This window comes from Aeromonas sp. 600724, from assembly GCF_049175135.1.
GTDB classification, from domain to species: domain Bacteria; phylum Pseudomonadota; class Gammaproteobacteria; order Enterobacterales; family Aeromonadaceae; genus Aeromonas; species Aeromonas veronii_A.
The window spans coordinates 39,694-66,099 of sequence record NZ_JAAKUM010000012.1; the positions used below are offsets into that span (position 1 = coordinate 39,694).

The 26,406-nt window shown below is 61.8% G+C and carries 23 protein-coding genes and 4 tRNA genes; 11 read left to right on the forward strand and 16 right to left on the reverse strand.

Going from position 1 to position 26,406, the window contains the following annotated elements:
- Positions 1–27: 27 nt before the first annotated feature.
- From G5168_RS12430 to argE, 4 genes are all read right to left on the reverse strand, one after another.
- Positions 28–921 carry a hypothetical protein gene (locus tag G5168_RS12430; RefSeq protein ID WP_421172486.1) on the reverse strand — a complete coding sequence of 298 codons (894 nt, stop codon included), beginning with the start codon at positions 919–921 and terminating at the stop codon, positions 28–30.
- 147 nt (positions 922–1,068) lie between these two features.
- Positions 1,069–1,533 carry a Cys-tRNA(Pro) deacylase gene (ybaK, locus tag G5168_RS12435; RefSeq protein WP_005336092.1) on the reverse strand — a complete coding sequence of 155 codons (465 nt, stop codon included), beginning with the start codon at positions 1,531–1,533 and terminating at the stop codon, positions 1,069–1,071.
- Between the two features lie 351 nt (positions 1,534–1,884).
- Positions 1,885–4,518, reverse strand: a complete 2,634-nt coding sequence (ppc, locus tag G5168_RS12440; protein ID WP_115522987.1) for a phosphoenolpyruvate carboxylase — start codon at positions 4,516–4,518, stop codon at positions 1,885–1,887.
- 231 nt (positions 4,519–4,749) lie between these two features.
- On the reverse strand, positions 4,750–5,895 hold the full coding sequence (gene argE, locus G5168_RS12445) for an acetylornithine deacetylase (protein ID WP_421172487.1): 1,146 nt from the start codon (positions 5,893–5,895) through the stop codon (positions 4,750–4,752).
- A 271-nt stretch (positions 5,896–6,166) separates the two neighbouring features.
- Here argE and argC point away from each other — a divergent pair, with 271 nt between their 5' ends.
- The 5 genes from argC to argH all read left to right on the forward strand — a co-directional run bounded on the left by argC (position 6,167) and on the right by argH (position 11,813).
- Positions 6,167–7,174, forward strand: a complete 1,008-nt coding sequence (gene argC / locus G5168_RS12450) for an N-acetyl-gamma-glutamyl-phosphate reductase (RefSeq protein WP_421252288.1) — start codon at positions 6,167–6,169, stop codon at positions 7,172–7,174.
- A 22-nt stretch (positions 7,175–7,196) separates the two neighbouring features.
- Complete coding sequence (gene argB / locus G5168_RS12455; protein WP_033115912.1) at positions 7,197–7,976, forward strand: acetylglutamate kinase; 780 nt, start codon at positions 7,197–7,199, stop codon at positions 7,974–7,976.
- Between the two features lie 25 nt (positions 7,977–8,001).
- The gene (locus G5168_RS12460; RefSeq protein WP_421252289.1) at positions 8,002–8,913 is read left to right on the forward strand and encodes an ornithine carbamoyltransferase; all 912 of its coding nucleotides are present in this window, start codon (positions 8,002–8,004) and stop codon (positions 8,911–8,913) included.
- A gap of 68 nt (positions 8,914–8,981) precedes the next feature.
- Positions 8,982–10,217 carry an argininosuccinate synthase gene (locus G5168_RS12465; protein WP_033115910.1) on the forward strand — a complete coding sequence of 412 codons (1,236 nt, stop codon included), beginning with the start codon at positions 8,982–8,984 and terminating at the stop codon, positions 10,215–10,217.
- A gap of 210 nt (positions 10,218–10,427) precedes the next feature.
- On the forward strand, positions 10,428–11,813 hold the full coding sequence (gene argH, locus G5168_RS12470) for an argininosuccinate lyase (protein ID WP_421252290.1): 1,386 nt from the start codon (positions 10,428–10,430) through the stop codon (positions 11,811–11,813).
- Between the two features lie 75 nt (positions 11,814–11,888).
- On the opposite strand, the gene G5168_RS12475 is transcribed toward argH, so the two are convergent.
- Both G5168_RS12475 and G5168_RS12480 read right to left on the reverse strand, forming a co-directional pair.
- Positions 11,889–12,344, reverse strand: coding sequence for a hypothetical protein (locus tag G5168_RS12475; RefSeq protein WP_209297383.1), 456 nt, complete (start codon positions 12,342–12,344; stop codon positions 11,889–11,891).
- Positions 12,345–12,410: 66 nt separating this feature from the next.
- On the reverse strand, positions 12,411–12,692 hold the full coding sequence (locus tag G5168_RS12480; RefSeq protein ID WP_421252291.1) for a hypothetical protein: 282 nt from the start codon (positions 12,690–12,692) through the stop codon (positions 12,411–12,413).
- Between the two features lie 94 nt (positions 12,693–12,786).
- Here G5168_RS12480 and G5168_RS12485 point away from each other — a divergent pair, with 94 nt between their 5' ends.
- Positions 12,787–13,479 (forward strand): B3/4 domain-containing protein, encoded by a 693-nt coding sequence (locus G5168_RS12485; protein ID WP_421252292.1) that lies wholly within the window; start codon positions 12,787–12,789, stop codon positions 13,477–13,479.
- A 63-nt stretch (positions 13,480–13,542) separates the two neighbouring features.
- Here the strand turns inward: G5168_RS12485 and G5168_RS12490 are convergent, their stop codons facing one another.
- The 6 genes from G5168_RS12490 to plsY all read right to left on the reverse strand — a co-directional run bounded on the left by G5168_RS12490 (position 13,543) and on the right by plsY (position 15,898).
- Positions 13,543–14,715, reverse strand: a complete 1,173-nt coding sequence (locus tag G5168_RS12490; RefSeq protein WP_421252293.1) for a nucleoside recognition domain-containing protein — start codon at positions 14,713–14,715, stop codon at positions 13,543–13,545.
- A 106-nt stretch (positions 14,716–14,821) separates the two neighbouring features.
- Positions 14,822–14,897: transfer RNA gene (locus G5168_RS12495), tRNA-Asn, on the reverse strand.
- An 8-nt stretch (positions 14,898–14,905) separates the two neighbouring features.
- Positions 14,906–14,981, reverse strand: a tRNA-Phe gene (locus tag G5168_RS12500).
- A 3-nt stretch (positions 14,982–14,984) separates the two neighbouring features.
- Positions 14,985–15,060 (reverse strand) — tRNA-Thr (locus G5168_RS12505).
- A gap of 52 nt (positions 15,061–15,112) precedes the next feature.
- Positions 15,113–15,188, reverse strand: a tRNA-Phe gene (locus G5168_RS12510).
- Between the two features lie 47 nt (positions 15,189–15,235).
- Entirely contained in the window at positions 15,236–15,898 is a 663-nt protein-coding gene (plsY, locus tag G5168_RS12515; protein WP_148089926.1) for a glycerol-3-phosphate 1-O-acyltransferase PlsY, read from the reverse strand.
- Positions 15,899–16,055: 157 nt separating this feature from the next.
- Here plsY and folB point away from each other — a divergent pair, with 157 nt between their 5' ends.
- The 3 genes from folB to G5168_RS12530 all read left to right on the forward strand — a co-directional run bounded on the left by folB (position 16,056) and on the right by G5168_RS12530 (position 17,551).
- Positions 16,056–16,427, forward strand: a complete 372-nt coding sequence (folB, locus tag G5168_RS12520) for a dihydroneopterin aldolase (RefSeq protein ID WP_005356584.1) — start codon at positions 16,056–16,058, stop codon at positions 16,425–16,427.
- Entirely contained in the window at positions 16,427–16,936 is a 510-nt protein-coding gene (gene folK, locus G5168_RS12525) for a 2-amino-4-hydroxy-6-hydroxymethyldihydropteridine diphosphokinase (protein ID WP_107684303.1), read from the forward strand. The genes folB and folK overlap by 1 nt, the downstream gene beginning before the upstream one ends.
- 126 nt (positions 16,937–17,062) lie before the next feature.
- A complete protein-coding gene (locus G5168_RS12530) occupies positions 17,063–17,551 on the forward strand; it encodes a YbaK/EbsC family protein (protein WP_005336108.1) in 489 nt (162 codons plus the stop codon).
- Here G5168_RS12530 and mdtD read toward each other — a convergent pair.
- Positions 17,523–18,926, reverse strand: a complete 1,404-nt coding sequence (mdtD, locus tag G5168_RS12535) for a multidrug transporter subunit MdtD (RefSeq protein ID WP_421252294.1) — start codon at positions 18,924–18,926, stop codon at positions 17,523–17,525. The two genes, G5168_RS12530 and mdtD, sit on opposite strands and share 29 nt — an antisense overlap.
- An 11-nt stretch (positions 18,927–18,937) precedes the next feature.
- Entirely contained in the window at positions 18,938–19,546 is a 609-nt protein-coding gene (locus G5168_RS12540; RefSeq protein ID WP_005336110.1) for a TetR/AcrR family transcriptional regulator, read from the reverse strand.
- Positions 19,547–19,636: 90 nt separating this feature from the next.
- On the opposite strand from G5168_RS12540, the gene G5168_RS12545 reads away from it, so the two are divergent.
- Both G5168_RS12545 and G5168_RS12550 read left to right on the forward strand, forming a co-directional pair.
- Positions 19,637–20,737, forward strand: a complete 1,101-nt coding sequence (locus G5168_RS12545; RefSeq protein ID WP_421249809.1) for an efflux RND transporter periplasmic adaptor subunit — start codon at positions 19,637–19,639, stop codon at positions 20,735–20,737.
- Positions 20,734–23,841, forward strand: a complete 3,108-nt coding sequence (locus G5168_RS12550; RefSeq protein ID WP_421252295.1) for an efflux RND transporter permease subunit — start codon at positions 20,734–20,736, stop codon at positions 23,839–23,841. The genes G5168_RS12545 and G5168_RS12550 overlap by 4 nt, the downstream gene beginning before the upstream one ends.
- Here the strand turns inward: G5168_RS12550 and G5168_RS12555 are convergent.
- Both G5168_RS12555 and G5168_RS12560 read right to left on the reverse strand, forming a co-directional pair.
- Complete coding sequence (locus G5168_RS12555) at positions 23,826–24,953, reverse strand: CobW family GTP-binding protein (protein ID WP_421206692.1); 1,128 nt, start codon at positions 24,951–24,953, stop codon at positions 23,826–23,828. The two genes, G5168_RS12550 and G5168_RS12555, sit on opposite strands and share 16 nt — an antisense overlap.
- A 9-nt stretch (positions 24,954–24,962) precedes the next feature.
- Positions 24,963–26,357 carry a D-arabinono-1,4-lactone oxidase gene (locus G5168_RS12560; RefSeq protein ID WP_421252296.1) on the reverse strand — a complete coding sequence of 465 codons (1,395 nt, stop codon included), beginning with the start codon at positions 26,355–26,357 and terminating at the stop codon, positions 24,963–24,965.
- Positions 26,358–26,406: the final 49 nt, after the last annotated feature.

Consider the following 26,406-nt stretch of genomic DNA (forward strand, 5'->3'; position numbering starts at 1 on the left):
TCAGAGCTGCGCACCTGATAACCCGGCTCAGGGTTGTGAACCGAAATCATCCGTCAGCGGGTTGTAAAGGTAGGGGCGATAGTCAAAACCGTCCTTGGGTAACTGCGGATTGCCGAGCCGGACAATCTGGCGAGCCCCCAGATTGGCAAACACCAGCGAGGGTTGGAAGTGATGGCGCCAGAGCCGTTTGAGCGAACCATCCTGCCAGGCCAGTTGCAGACCGCGCTCAAGGCGCTCGCGCTCCTGAACGTAGCGGGCATTGCTGTAGAACACGTGGATCAGCGGATAGAAAAGGGCCAGATGGCGATCGACCGTCAAACCGGCCACCTTGCCCTGATGAGATTGCCACTCCGGCAGGATCTCGTTGGCCCCACGACAGAAGAGATCGATGCGCCCTCGTGCCACCATACGAAACAGCGACTCGTAGTTATCCACCTCATGTACCGTCAGCCCGCCGTTGCGCAGGATCACCGCATCCTGCCAGCCGGTGCCCACCCCTTGAGTGAAGTGGCGCAACTGATCCAGGGTGTTCACCCGCGCCAGCTCGGCAGCACGATCCGAGCCGACAAAACAGACCCGATAGCCGAGGATCCCCATATCGATCGGGAACGGGATCAATGCCACCTGATCCGCCACCGCCTCCCCCTGATAAGGCCAGCTGTCGAGAATAAAGAGGGCGTTTTTGCCCTGCTCCTGCACCTCGATCCGCATCCGCGCCTTGTTCATCGGCAGGGAGTCCAGCAACTCGTAGTCGCCATATTCGGGGCGAGTCTTCTCCAACGCCAGCTGCATCACCTCACGGTAATAACGCATCCGCATATCCTGACTGTTTTCAGGGCTGAGCAGGGTAAAACGGGTGGCAGCCAGCAAGGCAGAGGGGAGGGATAAACAGAGGCAAAGCAACAGAAGTCGGTACATCATGGCTGAACTCATACAACGGGGTTCACCTAGTATAGACTGGCACACTCCCCGTTGAGCACGGGGCAATCACGGCTTGCGCGTCCGATCACAGGTAGGGCAATCCGGGCCGCCACAGGCCCGGAGGGCAGGTTCACACCGTGCCCGGCACTACTCTTCGCCGATAGGTGCGGCGATCCACTTCATCAGCGTCAGCATATCCTGCGGCGCCACGCCGACCGAGAGGCCGCGCTTGCCGCCGCTCACCAGGATCTCGTCAAACTGCAGCGCCGACTCGTCGAGCACAGTGGGCAACAATTTCTTCTGGGCCAGCGGGCTGATGCCACCCACCTTGTAACCGGTCAGCTTCTCCGCTTCCGCCGGTTTCATCATCTCCACCTTCTTGAGACCAGTCGCCTTGGCCAGCTGCTTCAGACTGCACATGCCGGATGAGGGAACGATGGCCACCACCGCCTGCTTGTCGTGATGGGCGACCAGGGTCTTGAACACCTGTGCCTCCGGCAGCCCGAGCTGGGTCGCGGCATGCTTGCCGAAATCGTCGTGGGCTTCGCATTCGTAGGGGTAGAGCTTGTGGGGGATTTTGAGCTTCTTCAGCAGGTTGATGGCAGGAGTCATTATGGTTGCCTTGAATCGAATCGCATAAAAACAAGGCCAAACAGTCTGCGCCTGCGTGGCGAGGGATGCAAGCCGGAGGGGAAATATGTACCCATCACCGATAATACGTAGGGTGCAATTAACAAGGTGAATTGTGCCACTTGCCCTATGAAACACAGGACGAGACTAGGCAAAGAGCATTTTCGAGCGGTGCAATGCGCTGTGCTTATTGCACCCTACAAAATACCGCCCAAAACATGGGTGAGGCTCCCATCGAGCCGAATTCTGCCGGGCAACAAAAAAACAAAGGGCGCCTTATTGGCGCCCTTTGGCTTGATAGATATAACTAAAGCCTCTTGCTTGGGCTGGCTATCAACCCGTATTGCGCATACCTGCGGCAATGCCGGCGATGGTGACCATCAGCGCCTTGTCCAGCTCGGGGTGCAGGGTCTCCGGGTGGTTGCGGGAGCGGTTGAGCAGCTCGGCCTGCAGCACGTTGAGCGGGTCTGTGTAGGGGTTGCGCAGCTTGATGGACTCCTTGATCCACGGCTGATCCTCCAGCAGATCCCCGCGCGGGCTCAGTTTCAGCACCACCTCGATGGATTCGGCGAGCTCCTGACGCAGCTGTTTGCCAAGGCCCCACAGCTCCTGCGGCACCAGACGGGTGTCGTAGTACTCGGCGAGCCAGACGTCCGCTTTGAGGAACACCATCTCCAGCATCTCGAGGCGAGTGCGGAAGAAGGGCCACTGGGCGCTCATCTCTTCCAGCACCGCCAGCTTGCCGCCGTCGATCGCCTGCTGCAGCGCCTTGTGGGCACCGAGCCAGGCCGGCAGCATCAGCCGGTTCTGGGTCCAGGCGAAGATCCACGGAATGGCGCGCAGGCTCTCGACGCCGCCGTTGGGCTTGCGCTTGGAAGGACGGGAGCCGAGCGGCAGCTTGCCGAGCTCCATCTCCGGGGTAGCGGCACGGAAGTAAGGGACGAAGTCCGGATGACCGCGCACAATGCTTCGGTAGTGATCGCAGGAGTCGGCGGCCAGCTGTTCCATCACCTCGCGCCAGCACTCTTTCGGCTTGGGCGGTGGCAGCAGGTTCCCTTCCAGCACGGCGCTGGTGTAGAGCTCCAGACTCTTGATCGCCACTTTCGGCAGACCGAACTTGAAGCGGATCATCTCCCCCTGTTCGGTGGTACGCAGACCGCCGCGCAGGGATCCCGGCGGCTGGGAGAGGATGGCCTGATGGGCAGGCGCACCGCCACGGCCAACGGTACCGCCACGGCCATGGAACAGGGTGAGGCGGATGTTGTTGGCTTCGGCCAGCCCCACCAGGGATTCCATGGCGGCGTACTGGGCCCAGCCAGCGGCCATCATGCCCGCATCCTTGGCAGAGTCGGAGTAACCGATCATCACGTACTGACGGCCCTGAATGTAGCCGCGATACCAGTCCACCGAGAGCAGGCGCTCCATCACGGCGGTGCCTGCCATCAGGTCATCCTGGGTTTCAAACAGCGGGGCGACCGGCATGCGGAACTTGCAGCCCGCCTCTTTGAGCAGCAGTTGCACCGACAGCACATCGGACGGCGCACCGGCCATGGAGATGATGTAGATGCCAAACGCATCGGGGTCGTGCTCGGCGATGACCTGACAGGTATCCAGCGTCTCGCGCACCTCGGCGCTCGGCTCCCAGTCGTGGGGGATCAGCGGGCGGCGGGAGTTCAGTTCGTTGAGCAGGAAGGCCTGCTTGTCATCCTCGCTCCACTCGGCGTAGTCACCCAGACCCAGATAACGGGTCAGCTCGGAGAAGACCAGACCGTGACGTTCGCCATCCTGACGGATATCCAGCTTGACCAGATGGATGCCGAAACAGGCGACCTTGCGCAGCACGTCCAGCAGCATGCCATCGGCGATGTTGCCCATACCGCAGGCGTGCAATGAGTGGTAGCAGAGCTCCAGCGGCTCGCGCAGCTGGGCGGTAGTCTTGACCAGATCCTGGCTCTCGCTAGCCTGGCCTTGCACCTTGGCGGTGAGGTGCTCCTTGGTTTCGCGCAGCGCTTCACGCAGCTCGCGCACCAGCGCGCGGTAGGGCTCGGGGTGATCGCCAACGCGAGCACGCACGGCGTCGGTACAGTCGGACATGGAGAGCTCGGAGGTGAGCTCCTTGATGTCTTTGTAGAACAGGCTCACCGCCATCCAGCGGCCCAGCTCCAGCACTTCGGCAGTCACCTTGGCGGTAACGAAGGGGTTGCCGTCGCGGTCACCGCCCATCCAGGAGGTGAACTTGACCGGCGCGGCATCCAGCGGCAGCCGCACACCCAGATGGTGTTGCAGACGCTCGTCCAGATTGCGCATGAATTCGGGAATGGCGGGCCACAGGCTGTTCTCCACCACCGCAAAACCCCACTTGGCCTCGTCGACCGGCGTCGGGCGCTGTTCGCGGATCTCGTTGGTGTGCCACGCCTGATTGATGAGCTGTTCGATGCGATTGAGGATCTTGTCCCGCTCGCGGGGCAGCAGGTCGGAAAGCTCCAGCGCCTCGAGGCAGTCGTTGAGCTGTACGTGCTTGTGGATCAGGGTGCGACGGGTCACCTCGGTGGGGTGAGCGGTCAGCACCAGATCGATATCCAGCTCGCGCACGGCCTGAATGATGGCCTCTTGCGACAGGTTGGAGGCTTTCAGCTTGTCGAACATCTGCTCCAGCGGATCCGGGGTGCAGACCTGCTCTTCGCAGCGACGGGAGATGGTGTGGAACTGTTCCGCCACGTTGGCCAGATTGAGGAACTGGCTGAAGGCGCGGGCCACCGGCAGCAGTTCATCATCGCTCAGGGTGCGCAGGGTATCGAGCAGACGTTCCCGGTCTGATTCATTGCCCTTGCGGGAGGACTTGGCCAATTGGCGAATGGTTTCGATCTTGTCGAGAAAGGCCTGACCCTGATGATCCTTGATGGATTTACCCAGCAGCTGACCCAGCATACCTACGTTGGCGCGTAGTGCGGCGTACTTTTCGTTCATTCCACATCCTTATCTTGTTGGTGCCTGACACCCATCCGGGGTGCTAGACGACCTCACTTATTGTTGTGCGATTACAACATATGCTCCGTCATCTTAGGGTGACAATCTACCCAGATTGTCTGCGCAAGGTCAAATAACAGGCCGATTCAGAACATGTATTTCCATCACCACTCCACAACCGGCTTGTTATGTAACTTACTTACAGTTTTTACGCCCCTTTCACCGCTGCCGCTACAGGCAAAAACGTCTGATCAGGTGCTGCAACACTGAGGTGGTTGGCTTGACGAAAGACAGGTCCAGATACTCATCCGGCTGGTGCGCCTGGGTGATATGACCGGGGCCCATCACTATGGTCTGGCAGCCAAGCTGCTGGATAAACGGCGCCTCGGTGCAGTAGTTGACCGACTCGGCGGCGCGACCGCTCGCCTTCTCAGCTTCGCGCACCAGCACAGAGTCGTCGGCGCAGGCGTAGGCGGGAATGGGCTCATGCAGATGCTGCAGATGCAGGCAGCCCGGCTGGTGGATCTCGATGGGAGAGAGCGCCTCTTTGAGCATCCCCATCAGCTCATCCGGCCCCACCTGCGGAGTGGGTCGCAGGTCGATATGTAGCTCGCAGCAGCCGCAGATGCGGTTCGGGCTGTCGCCGCCCTGGATGTAACCCAGGTTAAGGGTCGGCTGCGGCACGGCAAAGCGGTGGTCGGCGTAGCGATCTTTCAGATCCTGCTGCAAGCGCAGCACCTGCCCCATCGCCTTGTGCATGATCTCCATGGCGTTGACGCCGTTGGCGGGATCCGAGCTGTGACCGCTCTTGCCGGTAATGCGGATCGCCTCCGACATATGCCCCTTGTGGGCCACCACGGGCACCAGTCCGGTCGGCTCGCCAATCACGGCGTAGTCGGGTTTGAGCTCCGCCGCCGCGGCGATGGCGCGGGCCCCCGCCATGGTGGTCTCTTCGTCGGCAGTGGCGAGAATGCGCAGCGGCTTGGTCAGCTTGGTGAGGTCGATCTCTTTGAGCGCCTCGACGATAAAGGCGAAGAAGCCTTTCATGTCGATGGTGCCGAGGCCATAGAGGCGATCGCCCTCTTCCGTCACCTTGAAGGGATCCTTGCTCCAGCCCCCCTCATCGAACGGTACCGTATCGGTGTGACCCGCCAGCAGCAGACCGCCCTCCCCCTGACCGATCGTCGCCACCAGATTGAACTTGCCCGGCAGATCGGGGAGCGCCGTCACCTCGCACTGAAAACCGAGCTGACCGAACCAGTCGGCCAGCAGCCGGATCACCGCCTCATTGCTCTGATCCCACTTGGGATCCGTGCTGCTGATAGAGGGAATCGCAATAATATTCTTATAAAGTGAAAAAAAATCCAGATTGGCCATCAGCTCCTCCTTGCGTCCCCGGAATGTTTCTGTTAGAAAATACAAATGCAAAGTGAGTGCATGAATATTCTTTAATTTTACCTGAATATCTGGCTCATCAACAAAGGCTTCTAGTTGTAAGGGAAAGTTAATGTTCTGTCACCTGATCTATAACCGACGACACACACCCGCCTGAATTGCCCCTCCGCACTTGTGCAAAGGGGCGCTCGAACACCCTTGTGCACTGCAGCGTCATGCTGTGAATCTCGAACTCTGACTTGGAATATTCAACATGCTTAACACCGTTATCGTCGGTGCCAGTGGCTACGCGGGAGCCGAACTGGCCGCACTGGTACAGAACCATCCACAACTCAAACTGTTCGGCCTCTATGTCTCCGCCGGCAGTCAGGATGCCCACAAGCGCTTCTCTTCCCTGCATCCCCAGTGGGTCGGCGCCCTCGATCAGCCGCTGCTGCCACTGGACGAGGATGGTATGACCCGGATCCTGACCCAGGCTGATCTGGTGCTGCTGGCCACCGCCCACGAGGTGAGCGCCGAGCTCGCCCCCAAGTTTCTCGCCAAGGGGCTGCCGGTGTTCGATCTCTCCGGCGCCTTCCGGGTCAAGGATCAGGGCTTTTACGACAGCTTCTACGGCTTCACCCACCAGAGCGAACAGTGGCTGGATCAGGCCGCCTACGGTCTGGCCGAGTGGAATGCCGATGCCATCGCCACTGCCCAGCTGATTGCGGTGCCGGGTTGCTACCCGACCGCATCGCTGTGCGCCCTCAAGCCGCTGCAGCAGGATGGACTTATTGCCAAAGGGTGGCAGCCCATCATCAACGCCGTCTCCGGGGTCTCCGGTGCCGGGCGCAAGGCAGCCATCAACACCAGCTTCTGCGAAGTGAGCCTTAACCCTTACGGCACCTTCAATCACAGACACCAGCCGGAGATCGGCCATCACCTCGGCAAGGAGGTGCTGTTCCAGCCCCACCTTGGCAACTATGTGCGCGGCATTCTGGCCACCATCTATGTGCAGCTGGCGGACGGCGTCACCCCCACTCAGGTGGATCAGGCCTTCCTCAAGGCTTATGAAGGCAAGCCGCTGGTGCGCCTCACCGGCCAGATGCCCTCTATTCGCGGCGTCACGGGCACCCCTTACTGCGACATTGCCTGGCAACAGCAGGGCAACATGCTGGTGGTGGTCTCTGCCATCGACAACCTGCTCAAGGGCGCCGCCTCGCAAGCCATTCAGTGCATAAATATCAAATTTGGATTTGAACCGGCCACCGGCCTGATTTAAGGACTTAGGAAGGATCTCGGACATGGACAAACAGACGTTGGTAATCAAGCTGGGCGGCGCCCTTATCGAGAACGACGAGGCGCTGACCGCCCTGTTCGCCACCCTCAAAACCTTTCTCGACGATCAGCACCGTCCGCTGGTGCTGGTGCACGGCGGTGGCTGTCTGGTGGATGACCTGCTCAAGGGGCTGGGTCTCACCTCTACCAAGAAGAACGGCCTGCGGGTAACCCCCTTCGAGCAGATCCCCTTTATTGCCGGGGCGCTGGCAGGGACCGCCAACAAGCAGATGATGGCCAAGGCGATCGCCACCGGTATTCCGGCTGTGGGGCTCTGTCTGGCAGATGGCGGCCTCTGTCAGGTGACCCAGCTCGACCCGGATCTCGGTGCAGTCGGCGAGTGCAAGCCGGGCAACCCGGCGCTGGTGGCGGGGATCCTAGGTCAGGGCTTCCTGCCGGTAGTGAGCTCCATCGGCATCACCGCCGAGGGGCAGCTGATGAACGTCAACGCAGATCAGGCGGCCACCGCCATTGCCGAGGCGCTCGGTGCCGATCTGGTGATGCTCTCCGACGTGAGCGGCATCCTCGATGGCAAGGGCAAGCTGGTGCCCCAGCTCGACAAGCTGACCGCGCTGGATCTGATGGAGAAAGGGGTAATCCGCGATGGCATGGCGGTCAAGGTAGAAGCGGCCCTGCACGCCGCCCAGACCCTCGGCAAGCCGGTCTGTGTCGCCAGCTGGCGTTACCCGGATCAGCTGCTCAAGCTGCTGGCTGGCGGCGCGGTTGGCACCCAGGTAGCCATTTGATCTCCACCGGAACAAGGAACATCCGATGCAACATCTTCTGAAAGACAGTGATCTGAACAAAGCCCAGATTGAAGCGCTGATTGTGCTGGGCAAAGCAGTGAAAACCGACCCGAAGAAGTACAGCCAGGCGCTGGCCGGCAAGAGCGTGGTCACCCTGTTCGAGAAGCCCTCCCTGCGTACCCGGGTCACCTTCGACATCGGCATCGCCAAACTGGGCGGCCACAGCGTCTATCTGGATCAGCAGAACGGCGCGCTGGGCAAGCGGGAGTCGGTGAAGGATTTCGCCGCCAACCTGTCGCGCTGGTGTGATGCCATCGTCGCCCGGGTGTTCGATCACCAGACCCTGATCGAGCTGGCAGAGCATGGCACAGTGCCGGTGGTGAACAGCCTGTGCAACCTCTACCACCCCTGTCAGGGGCTGGCCGACTTTATGACCATTGCCGAGCACTACGACGACCTGTCGAAGGTGAAGCTTGCCTACCTCGGTGATGGCAACAACGTCAGCCACTCTCTGCTGCTGCTGGGGGCAACCCTCGGTACAGACGTCACCCTGATCTGCCCGAAAGGCCACGGCCCGGATACCCAGATTTTCCTGCAGGCGCAGGCTCTGGCGGCCAAGTCGGGGGCGACTATCCACATCAGCGATGACGTGGCGGATATCGAAGGGTTCGACGTGGCCTACACCGATACCTGGGTCTCCATGGGTGACAACACCCCGATGGATCAGGTCAAAGACCTCTTTATGCCTTATCAGATCAACCAGGCCTTGCTCGAGCGCACCGGCATCCAGCACGTGCTGCATTGCCAGCCGGCGCACCGCGAGCTGGAGATCACCTCGCAGGTGATGGATGGCCCCGCCTCACTCATCATGGACGAGGCCGAAAACCGGATGCATATCCAGAACGCCGTGTTGCTGACCCTTCTCGGCGGCAAGTAACGCGGTACTCAACCTGAATCACGACACCTTTATTGAATCATCATCGAATCATCATGGAGAGAAGTAAAATGAGCGGAATCAACAAGATCGTACTGGCTTACTCGGGTGGACTGGATACCTCGGCCATCATTCCCTGGCTGAAAGAGCACTATGACGCCGAAATCATCGCCTTCGTGGCCGACGTCGGTCAGGAGCGCGACGATCTGGAAGGGATCGAGCAAAAAGCCATCGCCTCCGGCGCCACCAAGTGCATCATCAAGGATCTGCGCGAAGAGTTCGTCAAAGAGTACGTCTACCCGACCCTGAAGACCGGCGCCGTCTATGAGGGCACCTATCTGCTGGGCACCTCCATGGCCCGTCCGGTGATCGCCAAGGCGATGGTCGAGGCCGCGCTGGCGGAAGGGGCCGATGCCATCTCCCACGGCTGCACCGGCAAGGGCAACGATCAGGTGCGTTTCGAAGGTGCGGTCGCCGCGCTGGCGCCCCAGCTGAAAGTGATCGCCCCGTGGCGGATCTGGGACATGCGCTCCCGGGAAGATCTGCTCTCCTATCTGGAGACCCGCAACATCCCCTGCAAGGCGACCCTGAAGAAGATCTACAGCCGCGACGCCAACGCCTGGCACATCTCCACCGAGGGTGGCGAGCTGGAGAGCACCTGGAACGAGCCCTCCGAAGCGGTCTGGCAGTGGACCGTACCGGCCGAACAGGCACCGGATCAGCCGGAGTACGTCAAGCTGACCGTGGCGCAGGGTGAAGTGGTGGCCGTTGACGACCAGCCGCTCAGCCCGCACCAGATCCTGATGACCCTGAACGAGCGTGCCGGCAAGCACGGCGTGGGCCGCATCGACATCACCGAAAACCGGATGGTTGGGATGAAGTCCCGCGGCTGCTACGAAACCCCTGGCGGTACCGTGATGGTCGCCGCGCTGCGCGCCGTGGAAGAGCTGGTCCTGGATCGCCCGACCCGCGCCTGGCGGGAGAAGCTGGGTGCCGAGTTCTCCCATCTGGTCTATGACGGTCGCTGGTTCACCCCGCTGTGCAAGGCGATCCTCGCCTCTGCCAACGCCATCGCCGAAGATCTGGATGGTGAAGTGGTGCTGAAGATGTACAAGGGTCAGGTCACAGCGGTGCAGAAGAAGTCGCCGAACAGCCTCTACTCCGAAGACTTCGCCACCTTCGGCGCCGATGAAGTGTATGACCAGAGCCATGCCGAAGGCTTTATCCGTCTCTACACCCTGGCCAGCCGGATCCGCGCCATGAAGGAGCAGCATCAGGCCATCGGTGGCGACCACACCCACGGTTAAGCAAGCGCGATAACCCGTTGATTCCGTTGAGGGGGCATGGCCCCCTCTTCTACAGGTAGAGGGCATGGCCCCTGACCCATCATCGGCGGGTGTGACAAGAGCGGCAGCGCCCCGGCCGCTTCTGTGAGATAACAGGCTCGCAGAAAAACAGGGCACGATTTCAAGCTCGGCGGCCAGGGCGCCGCCGACAACGCATTCAAGGAGAGCAGTATGGCACTTTGGGGTGGACGCTTCAGTCAGGGAGCCGATAGCCGGTTCAAGCAGTTCAACGATTCGCTGCGGTTCGATTACCGCTTGGCGGAGCAGGATATTCAGGGCTCCATGGCCTGGGCCCGAGCGCTGGTGAAAGTGGGTGTCTTGACCGCCGATGAGCAGGGCAAACTGCAACAGGCGATGGAGGTGCTGCTCGCCTCGGTGCAGCAGGATCCCCAGCAGATCCTGAGCTCGGATGCCGAAGATATCCACTCCTGGGTCGAGAGCCAGCTGATTGCCGCCGTCGGCGATCTCGGCAAAAAGCTGCACACCGGCCGCTCGCGCAACGATCAGGTCGCCACCGACCTGAAACTCTGGTGCAAGGCGCAGGGCGAGCTGCTGCTCGGCTCCATCACCGCCCTGCAACAGGGGCTGGTGGCCTCTGCCCGCGCCAATCAGGCCGCCGTGCTGCCGGGTTACACCCACCTGCAGCGGGCCCAACCGGTCACCTTCGCTCACTGGGCGCTGGCCTATGTGGAGATGCTGGAGCGGGACTACTCCCGGCTGCAGGATGCCCTCAAGCGCCTCGACACCAGCCCCCTCGGCTGCGGCGCGCTAGCGGGCACCGCCTATGCCATCGACCGTGAAGCGCTGGCGCTCGACATGGGCTTTGCTGGTGCCACCCGCAACAGTCTGGATTCGGTCTCCGATCGGGATCACGTGGTGGAGCTGATGCATGTAGCATCCCTCTCCATGACCCACCTGTCGCGCTTTGCCGAAGACCTTATCTTCTACAACACCGGCGAGGCGGGTTTTGTCGAGCTCTCCGATGCGGTCACTTCCGGCTCCTCCCTGATGCCGCAGAAGAAAAACCCGGATGCGCTCGAGCTGATCCGCGGCAAGACTGGCCGGGTAGTCGGCGCCCAGATGGGCATGCTGATGAGCCTCAAGGCGCTGCCGCTGGCCTACAACAAGGACATGCAGGAAGACAAAGAGGGGCTGTTCGATGCCCTCGACACCTGGCACGACTGCCTCGATATGGCGGCGCTGGTATTGATCGATCTGAAGGTCAATGGCGAGCGCACCATGGCAGCGGCGCAAGGCGGCTACGCCAACGCCACCGAGCTGGCGGACTATCTGGTGGCCAAGGGGATTCCGTTCCGTGAAGCACACCATATCGTCGGCGAAACCGTGGTATTCGCCATCAGTGTGGGCCGCCCGCTGGAGGAGCTCTCCATCGGCGAGTTCCAGCGCTTCAGCCCGGTGATCGAGTTCGACGTCTACCCCAATCTGGAACTGGAAGCGACGCTGGCCAAGCGGGTCGCCAAAGGCGGCGTTGCCCGCGAGCAAGTAGAAGCAGCCCTGACTACCGCCGAACAGTGGCTGGCCAAGCGGGTGGGTTAAGCCAACCGGCTTGTGATCCAAAGTTGAAAGCAAAACGGCAACCCAAGGTTGCCGTTTTTTATTGCCTGCCACCGTTCACGCGCTGGCATTTAGCAGCTTGCCAACCCCCTCCCCCTTGCCATTGGGCAGGGTCTGCTTAAAGGCTCCGAGCAGCTGATCGAGGTTGAGATTGCTGGCACCGAGGGAATCCTTGAGGGTATCGAGCTCGCTTTGCAGCGCATCGAGGCGTGTACTCTGGGTGCCGCTCGCCAGCTGGTTGCGGGCGCTGTCGATGGCAGCCGGGAGGGATTGGCCACCATTCTCCTGCCCCAGGGTCTGCATCAGCTCCCCCATAAAGTGGTTGATGGCCGAGCGGTTCTGTTCGCTATCGGCATCCTTGATACCAAGTCGCTGGAACAACCCCTGGACGGTCGGGGCAAGGTGCTCCTCCTGTACGGCAGGCTGCACGGGCTGGGGTTTGCTACTGCTGCCAAGCAGCTGGCTGCCCAGCTTGAGGGCGATCGAGGCAAGGGGAAGCAGGCTGCTGATCATGATATCTCTCCGCGACAACGACCCTTGATGGTGTTGCCAGGAGGAGTGCATAAGCGGGGCCAGAATTTAGTGCACAGCGCAGGGCAAAACCAACCCATTGAGCCACCGAGTGATTTGAATCGCCGCCTTGTGTTCGGGCACTGCAACTGAAGTCATAACAAGAGAGCCGGGCGGCCAGCGGCTGCCGCTGCAGATCGAAGCGGCAAAGGGGCATTGCCGCAGTAAACCGGAGGAGGCAGGGATCCTCTTCGCTATATGCCGGTACATGCCCGCCATCCCCTCGATCACGTCATTTTCATTCATGAAACTTATGGCGATTAAGATCATGTAAATTTTCTTATCTAACATGTTCGCGCAAGATGGCTCTCAAACCGGATTCGCCGTCACCGCTATGCTGGCCGGCAGCCACCTTCTCCCTGCCTTTTTCGTTTATGGAGTCGTTATGTCCCTGATCACCCCCCATATCTCCCCCGAAGTCAGCCAGTTGGCTCCCGGCTTTCGCGCTCTGAGCATCACGGTGCAGGCCGCCGCCGTGGTCGACCCGAACGTGGGGGCGCGTGCGCTCGATGAGGCCTGCACCGCCATGCTGACCGCCGATGTGCCGTGGGCAGAGGCGCATCTCGCCGCCTGGGGCGAGCTGTTCAGAAAATTTGGCGCCAAGCCACAGCGGACTCCCTGTTCCGCCGAGGCTCTGAGAAAGCGGGTCGCCCGCGATGGCAACCTGCCCGCCATCGATCCCGTGGTCGATCTCTACAATGCCATCAGCATCCACTATGCCATCCCGGTCGGGGGCGAAAACCTGCTCGCCTATGAGGGGCTGCCGCGACTGGTGGTGGCCGATGGCAGCGAGCAGTTCGATACCATGAAGGGGGGCGAACCCGCCCACGAATCTCCGGAACCCGGCGAGGTGGTCTGGCGGGATGACAAGGGGGTCACCTGTCGGCGCTGGAACTGGCGGCAGGGAGTGCGCACCCGACTGAGTGTCGATTCGGGCCAGATGTGGTTCATTCTGGAGAGCCTGCCCGAGATGCCGCTGGCTGCGCTGCATGAGGCGGGGGAAAAACTGGTCGCCGGACTGCAGGAGATGATGCCGGAAGCGGTGATCGCGCGGAGCCTGATCGGCCATAACGAATAGGCGATTTTCGTCAGCAGGATACAGAGAGGGGCGCTGCGGCGCCCCTCTCTCTTTTCACTCTGCTCAGCCCAGCAGCATATAAAGCTGGTGCGCTGCCACCCCGGCGCACAAGCCGCCGATGGTGTGGGCAACAATGGCGCGGGAGGTGAGATGGCGATAGCCGAGGGCATCGAGCATGGCGGTGTGGGTGCTCAAAAAGCCGCTCCAGCACATCCCCATGGCGGTAAACACCGCGACCTCGTTACCGGTGATCCACCCCTTGGCAATAAAAGGGGGCACCAGCGACATGGCGGCACCGACTGCGCCTAGCGAGGTAGCCGGGAAGGCGACCAGCTCCGGCTGCTGGAAGCCAAACAGCAGGTCAAATAGCCAGCTTACCTTGGCGGCCAGCACCGGCAGCAAGGCGACCCCTTGAAACGCTTCGCCGGTATAGCCCTTCTCCCCCGGACCGAAGGTGAGCAGCATGACGAAGGTGCTGATAATGAGCACGCCCGGGATCACCGCCATTCCCAGCTCCACACCGGATTTGCCGCCATCGAGCAACGAGTTGAGGATCCGCAGCCAGCCCGGCGCAGCCTCTTTGCTGACCCCGACCTTGTGCCCCTTGGCATCAGTCGGCTCATAGTCCAGCACCTCACCCACCAGCGGACGGATCATTCGCTGCATCAGTCGGGTAGAGACCACCGAGCCAACCAGAGCGCCGAGCAGACCGATCAGCGCTGCGCTGGCGGTAGACTCGCCGCCCGGCAGTTGCAGGGTCGCCATAAAGGTCACCACGATCAGGCCCATGCCGAAGGCGGTACCGAAGTTGGTCAGAGACACCAGCTGCCATGGGGTGAAGCCCTTGCGAAAGCGGCTGTCCTTGGCGAGGCTGATCACCGCCGGGTTATCGGAGAAGAAAGTCATCAGCGCCGCCAGCGCAGTGCGCCCCGGCAAGCGGAACACCGGCTTCATCAGGGGTGCCAGCAGCACCTCCAGCAGCCGGATCACTCCGAATTCGCTCAGCAGCTGGCTGAGAGCGCCGGAAAGTACGGTGATCCCCATGATGAAGAGCACGGTATTGAGCAGCAGCTGGTGGGCGGTATTGAACAGGGTGTTGACCATGGCGGAGAGGCCCATCTGGCTGCCGAGATAGCCAAACAGGCTGCCGAGGATCAGCAGCACCAGCACGGGCTCAAGCCACTCGCGGATGGTGGCCAGTCGCCCCTTTGAGTCTATAACTACTTGATTTTCCATATCTATCCTGCCGTCATTCTGTGCGTGTGTGATTGTTGTTATGGTAAAAACTCGGTATTGAACCAAAGAAAAAAAGCCCTTGTCTTGCGACAAGGGCTTTTCGGTTTGGCTCCTCCTGCTGGGCTCGAACCAGCGACCTGCGGATTAACAGTCCGTCGCTCTACCGACTGAGCTAAGGAGGAATTATTAGTGGTGCCCAGAGACGGAATCGAACCGCCGACACGGGGATTTTCAATCCCCTGCTCTACCGACTGAGCTATCTGGGCAAATGGTGCCGGCTACCGGAATCGAACTGGTGACCTACTGATTACAAGTCAGTTGCTCTACCTACTGAGCTAAGCCGGCACACTTTAAACCATTGTGCATGAACAAATTTTTATTTCATGGCACCAAAATTTGGTGCCCAGAGACGGAATCGAACCGCCGACACGGGGATTTTCAATCCCCTGCTCTACCGACTGAGCTATCTGGGCGTGGGCGCTATTAAACGGATTTTAAGGCGGATGGTCAACGGGAAATTTTACTTTTTGTCTCGTTCGTCTCTTTTTTGCTCAACATCACCCGTTTTTCCCACTTCCTCGCCACTGGCACAACCTTTTCGCCGCCAGACTCTGGGTTCTTCCCCCTTGAGCAGGCGGGAGATGTTCTCGTGATGGCGGATCAGGATAAGGCAGGAGAGCAGCGAGACAGGGAGGGTGTATTCGGGTTTGAGCAGGTAGGTAAAGAGTGGCGTAAGCAGCACGGTAATGATAGAGGCCAGCGAAGAGTAGCCGCTTGCCAGCAACACCAGCAGCCAGGTGCCGATGACAGCGCCCCCCATGGTGAAGCCGAGCGGCATCATGGTGCCCAGCGCCGTCGCCACCCCCTTGCCACCGCGAAAATGAAAGAAGATGGGATACATGTGGCCAAGACAGGCGGCCACCCCGATAAAGCCGAGGTAGACCGGCTTTATCTGCAGATACCAGGCAAGATAGACAGGCGCCGTTCCCTTGAGTACATCGAGCAGCAGCACAACCAGCGCCGCCAGCCGGCCACCGAGGCGCAGCACATTGGTTGCCCCCGGATTGTGGGAGCCATGATCCCGCGGGTCGGGCAGACCGCTGCAGCGGGAGACCAGCACAGCACTGGATAGTGAACCACCCAGGTAGGCCAGAATAATCATCAAAATCGTCAGGGCCGTCATCTTGGTCGTTTTTACCACGATATGAATGGGGTATGATGCGGGCCACATACGCTGGCATGGGCCCATGCCCACCCAGAGCGCCTCGGCAAGCCTGTTGCCCGGCCAGCATCCCTGCGCTGTCATCACAGCCCATCAAGAGTAAAGAAGAAGTACAGTCATGGACAAGGTGTTTATTCGCGGACTCGAGGTTTTGACCACCATAGGTGTATATGAGTGGGAGAAAGGCATTCGCCAGAAGCTCCGTTTTGACCTCGAAATGGGGTTCGACAACCGCCCCGCCGCCGCAACCGACGACATCAATCTGGCACTGGATTATGCCGACCTCTCCAACAAGATCTGCGAGCATGTCACCGGCAAGGTAGTCGAGCTGGTCGAGACCATGGCCGAGCAGGTCGCCATGCTGGTGCTCGCCGACGAGCGGGTGCAGTGGGTCAAGGTCACCCTCACCAAGCCGGGTGCCGTACCCAATGCCGCCGGTGTCGGCGTCGAGATCCTGCGCCACCGCACCCCGGCGGCGAGCAGCAACTGATGACCACTATCTATATCAGCCTTGGTTCCAACATCGAGCGGGAGCGCCATATCCGCGCCGGGCTCGATGCCCTACACGCCGAATTTGGCGAGCTGCGGGTCTCCCGGGTATTCGAGAGCGAGGCGGTCGGCTTCAACGGCCGCCCCTTCTACAACTTGGTGGCGGCGGCCGAGACCGATCTGCCGCTGACCACCGTCTGCCAGCGACTGCGGGCCATGGAGTTCGCCCACGGCCGCGAGCCGGATGCCAAGAAGTTCGCCCCGCGTACCCTGGATCTCGACCTGCTGCTCTATGGCGATCTGGTCTGCGACACCCCGCTGGTGCTGCCGCGCGGTGAAGTGCTCACCAACGCCTTCGTGCTCTGGCCGCTGGCCGAGCTGGCCCCCAAACTGCGCCACCCCGTCGATGGCCGCACCATGGGCGAGCTGTGGCAAGCCTATGACAAGGCCTCCCAGCAGCTGTGCCCTATTCCCTTTCACTGGGAAGCGTGCGAATTGCAGCATCACTGATCCGCAAGGGCGCCTCACGGCGCCCTTGTTGTTTTCACGGACAGGGTTGCTTATCACGGATAAGAAAGTGTCATTGGGCCTGACCCTGCGAGGCTGGCAGGATAGCGCCCACTACAGGAGAACCCCATGCCACTCGATACCATTCACCATTTCAACTGCCAGTTGCTGGCTGAACTGCCCCACCAGCGCTATGAGCATGAACCCATTCTCGACTACGCCACCGATGAAAAGGTCAAGGCCCGCCTCGGCTGGCAGGCGGAGTTCAGCAAGACCCTGTTTCTCAAGTTCAAGGATGGCCGCTTCGCCCTGCTGCTGACCCACAGGGACGGACGGCTCGACAACAAGGCAGTCAAGGCCGCACTCGGTGCCAAGCCCTCCATCTGCACCGCCGAAGAGATGCAGGCGGAGATTGGCTGCCTGCCGGGGGCGGTCTGCCCCTTCCTGCCCCGCGCCGATATTCCGCTACTGGTGGATCCGCAACTGCTCAACCACACCGCCTTCACCTGGACTCCGGGCCACCCGGAGCAGACCTTTCTGCTGGCGACCGAGCATCTGGCCGAAGTGTTGGCGCAGCTCCCCTGCGAGGTCAGCTATCTGCCCGCGCCGACGGCGTAGCCCCATCGCGCGCCAGCTGGGCGAAGATCAGCGCCGCCAGCATGGAGAGCAGCCCGACACAGAGGTAGGTAAGATGGAACCCGGCCAGCCACTGGCCGTTGGCCGCTGAGGTACCCGCCGAGAAGAGCCCGAGCAGGCTGGCGGCAATCGCCACCCCCAAACTCATGGAGAGCTGCATCACCACCGAGAGCAGACCGTTGCCACTGCTGGCAAGGGTCGGGCTGAGATCTTGCAGCGTGAGAGTGTTCATGGCGGAGAACTGCAGCGAGTTGATGGCACCGAAGATCGCCAGCCAGCCCAGCAGGACCCCGTAGGGGAGCTGGTTGTCGATAAAGTAGAAGCTGGCGATCATCGCCCCCAGCAACAGGGTGTTGCCGATCAAAATGCGGCGATAGCCCACCTTCGGAATCAGCTTGTTAACCAGCGTCTTGGTCAGCATGGCGCCAATCACGGTGGGGATCATGGTCATCCCCGCCTTGCTCGGGGAGAAGCCGAGCCCCAGCTGCAGAAACAGCGGGGTGAGGAAGGGCATGGCGCCGCTGCCGAGGCGGGCAAACAGGTTGCCCCAGATGCCGATGGCAAAGGTGGTGGTCTTGAACAGGTTCAGGCTAAAGAGCGGCTGCGGTGCATTGGCGGCATAAAGCCAGTAGCTCGCCATCGCCGCCAAGCCGAAGATCAGTGCAAACAGCGCCCAACCGGTGGAGATGCTGTGCTCCCCCAACCCCTGCAAGCCGACCGACACCAGCACCATGCCGACGCTGAACAGCACAAAGCCCTGCCAGTCGAACCGGGCGGTCTGCTGCCGCAGCTCCGGCATAAAGTGCCAGCTGGCGATAAAGCCAAGCAGCCCCACCGGCAGATTGATGAGAAATACCCAGTGCCAGCTCGCCACTTCCACCAGCCAGCCACCGAGTGCCGGCCCAATCAGCGGGCCGAGCAGCCCCGGGATGGTGACAAACGACATCACCCGCAGCAGCTCGTGCTTGTCATAGACCCGCAGCACCGCCAACCGTCCCACCGGCATCAGCAGCGCACCGCCAATCCCCTGAAGCACCCGGGCGGCCACCAGCATGGAGAGCGAATTGGAGGCGGCGCAGGCGAGCGAGCCGAGGGTAAAGAGCGAGATGGCGGTCAGATAGATGCGGCGGGTGCCGAATCTGTCTGCCAGCCAGCCGGAGGCCGGGATCAGCAACGCCACCGTCAACATGTAGGCAATGATCACCGACTGCATCTGGAGCGGGCTCTCTCCCAAGGTCTCGGCCATGCTGGGCAGGGCGGTGTTGAGAATGGTGCCATCCAGCGCCTGCATAAAGAAACCGACCGCCGCCAGCAGGGGCAGCCACTTGCGCTGGGCATCTGTCACTGTGTGGCTCATTGCCACCTCCATTATTTTTGCGGGGGAGCGGCGGCGGTCAGGAAGAGATCGACACAACTCAGGGTCCAGGCATCCTGCTCGGCAGCACTCTGGGTCAATGGCAGACCCAGCTCACGGAGCATCCGCTCCTTGCCCTGCCACATCAGCAACAGCTGCAAGGCGGCCTGTTCGCTGTCTTGATGGCACAGCAGGCCTTGCTGCTTCTGCTGCTCCAGCCAGTTGGACAGCATCTTGGTCACATAGAGCGGGCCCGCCTCGAAAAAAAGGGTGGCCAGCTGGGCATCGTTGCAGCTGATGCAGGTGCGAAAGATATTGATGGCATCATCGCTCAGGATCAACTTGCGAAAGCTGCGACCAAAGGCAATCAGACTCTCCCGCACATTGTTGCCACGCAGCAACACCTCCGGCATCAGCTCGCTGCTGACGCACTTGCTACCCACCGCTTCGGCAAACAGCGACTCCTTGTTGGCAAAATGGCTGTAGACCGTCTGCTTGGAGACGCCCGCTTCACTGGCCACCATGTCCATGCTGACCAGATGCAGACCGTGCTGACAGAAGAGCCGCCCGGCAGCATCGAGGATCGCAGCCCGCTTCTGCTGACTACGGGGTGAAATGTTCATTTTTCCTCCACAATCAAACTGGACAGTCTAGTTCTGAAAAACTAGACTCACCGGTGTGATTTGATGTTATGTCAACCAGAGGATGATGTCATGACACTTTGCTTAATCCTGCTGGCGCTGTTACTGAGTGGCTGCAGCCCGGTCACAGAGTCAGAAGAAACACCCGCCCTGACCCGGGTGATCGCCCAGCCGCTGCAAGCCAGCGATCACTACCCGGTGCTGCACCGTTTCAATGGCCGGGTGATCGCCCCCGAGCACAGCCAGATAGGCTTCGAGCTGGCAGGGCGGATCGCTACCCTGCACAAGGGACGCGGAGAGCCGGTCGCGGCCGGCGAACTGCTCGCCACACTGGACACCCGGCTGCTGGCAGTGGAAGCCAAAGAGCTGGCCGCCCGGGCCGCCCAGAACGAGGCCGAGCTGACCCTTGCCCGGCAGACGCTCGATCGACTCACCGCCCTGCGCCAGCAGCAGTTCAGCTCCCGTCAGGCGCTGGATGAACAGCAAGGCAAAGTCCGCATGCTGGAGGCAAGCGCCAACCAGCTGGCCGCCGCCCTCGAAGCCAACCGGGTCAAACAGGAGAAATCACAGCTGCGCGCCCCCTTCAACGGGATTGTGGTCAGCCGCGAGCAGGCATTGGGGGCCGTGGTAGCCGCAGGCCAGCCTCTCTTCTCCCTGACCCGCAGCGGCCAGTGGGAGGCCGATATCGGCGTGCCGGTGAAACAGGCCGAGTCCCTGATCGTCGGCCAACACTACCCCCTGCAAAGCGGGGAGCAATCACTGGAGGGGCGCCTGCTTAATCTGGGGGTACAAGTGGACGGGCAGACCCACACCCGCACCGCCCGCTTCCAGCTGATCCGGGGCGGCGAACAACTGGCAGAGGGGCAACTGATCACCCTGCTGCATCAGACCCGCGAGCCCACCCGCGCTTACGAAGTGCCGCTCACCGCACTGACCCAGGGATTGCGCGGCAGCTGGACCCTCTACCTGCTCAACGACGAAACGCCACCCCGAGTGGTCAGTCGGGACGTCACCCTGCTGCAGCAAGATGGCGAGCGGGCCTGGATCAGTGGTGCCCTGAACGGACAAGAACAGCTGGTGACCGATGGCCTGCATAAACTGGTGCCGGGCCAGCAGGTCACCCTGACAACCAGCGTGGATCATCAGGCGGCGCATCCGGAGCCACAGTCATGATCCGCCCGTTTATCGAGAATGGCCGACTGCTGCTGTTGACGGTCGCACTGCTGCTGACGGCCGCCTTTGCGGCATTGCAGACCCTGCCCAGAACCGAAGATCCCCAGCTCACCAGCCGTTTTGCCAGCGTGGTTACCCACTTCCCCGGGGCCAGCGCCGAACGGGTGGAAGCGCTGGTGAGCGAGCCCATCGAGAACCGGCTGCGGGCCCAGAGCGAGATCAAGCTGATCGAGTCGAGCTCTCGCCCCGGTCTCTCCATCATCAATCTGGAGCTCAAGGATGAGGTCAGCGATGTCGAGCCTGTCTGGTCCAGAGTCCGTGACCGGCTGGCAGATCTTGCCGCCGGACTGCCAGCCGGCGCCAGTGCCCCCAAGCTGGATGACGAGAAAGGCTACCCCTTCACCCGGCTGGTCAATGTGGTCTGGCGCGGGCCGGGCCAGCCGCAGCTGGATCGCCTCGCCCGCTACAGCGCCGAGCTGGAACGCCGGGCTCGCCAGCTGCCGGGTACCGAATACGTCGAGCGGGTCGGGGCACCGCAGGAGGAGATCGAGGTACGGTTCGATCCCCTCGCCCTCAGTGCCAGCGGCATGAGTGGCGAACAGCTTGCCCAGGCGCTGAGTGGTGCCGATGCCAAAGTGGCCGCCGGGGAGCTGCAGGGCAGCCACAATCGCTTTCAGGTGGAGATCCGCGGCGCCCTCGATACCCTGGAGCGGATCCGCCAGATCCCGCTGCGTACCGGCGAGCAGGGCCAGACCCTGCGCCTTGGCGATCTGGCCGAGGTACGGCGTACCCTGCACCAGCCGGAAAGCCAACTGGCCTTTGCCAATGGTGAGCGGGCGGTGGTGGTCGGCCTGCGCATGGCACAGGATCACCGCATCGACCTCTGGTCGGCACGGGTCGACTCCATGCTGACCCAGCTGCAACAGGACTTGCCGGATAATATCGGCCTCGTCACCAGCTTCGATCAGCAGCGTTATACCGATCAGCGGCTCGACACCCTGCTCATCAACATTGTGCAGGGCTTCCTCATCATAGTGGCCGTGCTGCTGGTGACCTTGGGAATCAAGGCCGCCATTATCGTGGCCCTGTCGCTGCCGCTTACCGTGGCGTTCTCATTCGCCTGCATGAACCTGATCAATCTGCCCATTCACCAGATGTCGGTCACCGGTATGGTGGTGGCACTCGGGATCATGGTGGACAACGCCATCGTCATGGCGGATCGGGTGCAGTATCAGCGCCGCCACGGCATGGCCATGAGTGCCGCCGCACTGGAAGCCATCGGCCACCTCTGGCTGCCACTGCTGGGCTCAACCCTCACCACCATGCTCGCCTTTATGCCGATCATTCTGATGCCGGGCCCGGCGGGCGAGTTTGTCGGCGGCATCGCCTGGGCGGTGATCTGTTCGCTGCTGGGATCCTACCTCATCGCCCACACCCTGGTGGCTGGCCTTGCAGCCCGCTGGATTGGCAGTGACCAGGGGGGACGCTGGTATCAGGATGGCTTGCACCTGCCCCGGGTGAGCGCCCGTTTCCAGCAGAGCATCGCCATGGTGCTGGCTCAACCCTGGCGTACCCTGCTGCTGGTCAGTTTGCTGCCCCTGCTCGGTTTCTGGGTGGCGGGCCGCCTCACCGAACAGTTCTTTCCCCCTGCCGACCGGGACATGATCCACATCGAGGCCAGCCTATCCCCACAGGCGAGCCTGGCGCGCACCCGCGAGCTGGCACTGGGGATCTCCGTCGAGCTGGCCAGCCTCCCCGAGCTGGTTCGTCAGGACTGGGTGGTGGGCGACAACGCCCCCAGCTTCTACTACAACCTGGTGCCCAGAAAACAGGGGCGGGCCGATTACGCCCAGGGGATGATCACCCTGCAGGATGCCGATGCTGCCGAGCGGCTCATTCCACAACTGCAGCAGCGGCTCGATGCAAAATTTCCCGAAGCGCAGATCCTGGTGCGCAAGCTGGAACAGGGGCCGCCTTTCAATGCCCCGGTCGAACTGCGGCTGTTTGGCCCCGACCTCGAACAGCTGCACCGTCTGGGAGAGGAGCTGCGCAGTCTGCTCGCCAATACCCCGGCCGTGGTGCAGACCCGCGCCACCTTGCAGGCAGGGGCCCCCAAACTCTGGTTGCAGGTCGATGAGGAGGCCGCCCGACTGGCAGGCATGAGCCTGACCGATGTTGCCTCCCGGCTGGCGGGCGCACTGGATGGCAGGTTGGGCGGCACTGTGCTGGAAGGCACCGAGTCAATCCCGGTTCGGGTGCGACTGGCCGAGCCCTTGCGTCAGGATCCGGATGCGCTGCTCAATGTGCCGCTATCGCTCACCGGCACCGGCCAGCAAGGGGCTGCCAATCTCACCTTGCGGGCACTGGCCACTCCCGAGCTGCTGCCAAGCTGGGGGGAGATCAGCCGTCGGGATGGGGAGCGGGTCAATGTGCTGGAGGCCTATCTGGCGGTCGGCGTACTGCCGCAAACCGTGTTGGAGCAGGTCAAAGAGAGGCTGGCCGCCAAGGCGCTGGCGTTGCCGCCGGGCTATCGACTGGAGTTTGGCGGGGAAGCCGCCAAGCGGGATGAATCGGTGGGTAATCTGATGGCCCATGTCAGCCTGGTCGCCGTGCTGCTGGTGGCCGTGCTGGTGCTCAGCTTCAACTCGTTCCGGCTGGCAGGCATCGTCACCTTGGTGGCGATCCAGTCGGCGGGGCTCGGGCTGCTGTGGGTCTGGCTGCTAGGGTACCCCTTCGGGTTTACGGTGATCATCGCCCTGCTGGGGCTGATGGGGCTGGCCATCAACGCCGCCATCGTCATTCTGGCTGAGCTGAAGGCAGACCCGCTGGCACAGCAGGGCAATTTGCCGCAGATCCGCGATTTGGTGGCCGGTTGCAGCCGCCACATCGTCTCGACCACCATCACCACGGTGGGCGGCTTCATCCCGCTATTGCTGGGGGGCGGCGGCTTCTGGCCCCCCTTTGCCATCGCCATCGCCGGTGGCACAGCACTGGCGACCCTGCTCTCGTTCTACTTTGTGCCGGTGGCCTTTGTGTTGTTCAACCGCCGCCGTCCTGACCCGGTGCAGGAGAGCGGCAACGCGCAAGATCAGTTGTCGGGCTGACCCAGCATGGCTTTGAGCCGCTCTTCCAGAGTGGGCTCGGGGGCCTTGAGGGTCGCCATAAAGAGCTGCTCGATACCGGCCTTGTCCTGACTTTTCACGATAAACACCAGTCGGGACTGGGCCTTGCCCTCCGGCCAGTCGCCCAGCGCCTGCAGCGGATAGAGCTGGCCGTGGACGCCGTGGATCACCACCGGCTGGCTCTCCCCCTCCAGCTGCAAGATCCCCTTGAGGCGCAGCAGGGCATCGCCGTATTGGGCCTGCACCGCATCGATGGCAGCCAGCAGGCGGGAGGGCTTGAGCGGCTCACCGATACGCAAAGAGAAACTCTCGATGTTGCCGTGCTCGAAGTGGGTGGGCGTAGCTGTGCCCACCTTGGCGGCGAACGGTTGCATCTTCGGCTGCATGGGGGACGCCAGCCCCTGCTTGGGAGATTCGGTGCGCAGCCAAGCCAGCAGCTGGCGCACATCGCGCCCGGCCGCTTCGTTGTAGGCGCCGAGCTTCTCCAGCACTGCTGGCGACAGTTCGCCATTGGTCACCTGCTGGATGGGGGCCGCCGGATTGAGGGCCGCCAGCTGGGCTTCGACCCGTGCCAGCTGCTCGTCATCCACCAGATCGCCTTTGCTCACCACCAGCAGATCCGCCAGCGCCACCTGTTTCACCGCCTCATACTGGGCCGCCAACTGCTGCTCGATATTACCGGCATCCACCACGGTGACAGTGCCATCGAAGCGGTAGCGCTGGGCGATAAAGCCCTCTTCGCGCAGGGTAAAGAGCACGGGGGCCGGATCTGCCAGACCGGTGGTCTCGATAATCAGCCGCTTGAACGGTTTGATCTTGCGCTGGATGGCCTTCATAAACAGCCCCTGCAACGCCTCCACCAACGAGCCCTGCACCGAGCAGCAGATGCAGCCGGAGTCGAGCAGCATCACCTGCTCATCCACCTGTTGCACCAGATGGTGATCCAGCCCCACCGAGCCGAACTCGTTGATCAGCACGGCGCACTCACCGAGCTCCGGCTGCTTGACCCAGTGGTTGAGCAAGGTGGTCTTGCCGCTGCCGAGAAAGCCGGTCAGCAGGGTCACTGGGATACGGGTATCTTGCATATCGGTCATGTCAGATCCTTACCGGTTGGCAAACAGGTCGCTGAGCCAGCGGTTTTCAAAGCGGCCGTGGGGGTCGAGCTCGGCTTTCAACGCCACGAAATCGTTCCAGCGTGGCAACAGGGCCGGGAAGTCGTAGAGGTCCATCGCCAGATGCTTGCCGAAGTGGGGAATGCCGCCAAGCGGCGCCAGCAGTTGTTGCAGCTCGCGCATCTGCTCCATGGAGCCGTTGACGAAGGTGCCATCCGCCGCCAGATAGACCAGAAACCCGATCCAGCAGACCGACTGGCCATAAGCGGCGCTGAGCCAGGCCTCAGAGGGGCCGGTGCAACGCAGGATAAAGGGGTAGTGCAACACGCCCGGGTTGGCCTGCTGCCACGCTTGCAGGGTCTCCAGTGCCTCGTTCATGCGATTAAGCGGCACCGCCACCTCGCAGTTGATCTGGGGGGCCGGGATCCCCTTGCAGAGAATTTGGTAGACATTGCCCACCAGATCGGAGGCATCCTTGAAGCGGCGCACCGTCTCGAAGTGCTCGCCAGCCAGTGCCTCATCCTTGGTGTCTTTCGCCATCTTCTGCAAAGTGGCATCAATGGTGGCATTCATGCGGGCGTCGATATCGCCATCCAGCAGCAGCGGCTCGCTGCCACCGGCACGATAGCGGGCCACCTCCTCATCAGAGGCAGGGTCCACCAGCCAGATGTGGCTCTCACCAGTCCAGGCAAACCACCAGCTCTTCACGAAGCCGTGCTCGCGGTTGAGCCGCTCGTTGTGTTCCAGCAGGAAGGGATAGTCGGTGGTGAACTTGGTGCAGCGCATGATGCGATTGGGCACAGTACGCAGGGTGACGTCGAGCAGGATGCCGAGCATCCCCATCCCCATCACGAAGGCACCGAAACGCGGATCGGTGCGATCCACCCGGATGATGTCGCCACTGGCCAGCATCACCGTCATCGCCTCCACCGCATCGCAGAGGGCTGACTGGTGCAGCCCCTGGCCGTGGGTGCCGGTGCTGAGGGCGCCGCCCAGGGTCTGGATGCCGATAACGCCCGGGGATGCGGGCAGCATCCGCTCCATGGCGATCAGCTCGGCATAAACGGTATCGAGTGGCGTCCCCGCCTGATAGGTCACGGTATCGGCAGTTTTCGCCAGCTGGCCGCGCAGGTGGTGCAAGTCCACCAGCAGCGCCTGACTGCCTTCGGCATAGACGCTGTGGATGGGTTCGAAAGAGAGGCCGGAGCCGATAAGGCGCAGCTTGCGCTCGGGGTGTTCCCGCAGCAGCATTTGCAACTCGTCGCGGCTTTTCGGGCGCCACACCTGATCCAGCGCCCCGAGGGGATTGGTTCTCGACCAGTTGAACAGCACCTCCCGATTACCGATCGCCTTGATGCTGTGAAATGCCTGGAACTGAACCGTCATAACGCGCCTCATCTTTTACTGACGTCAAAATGAGCGCCGATTCTACCGA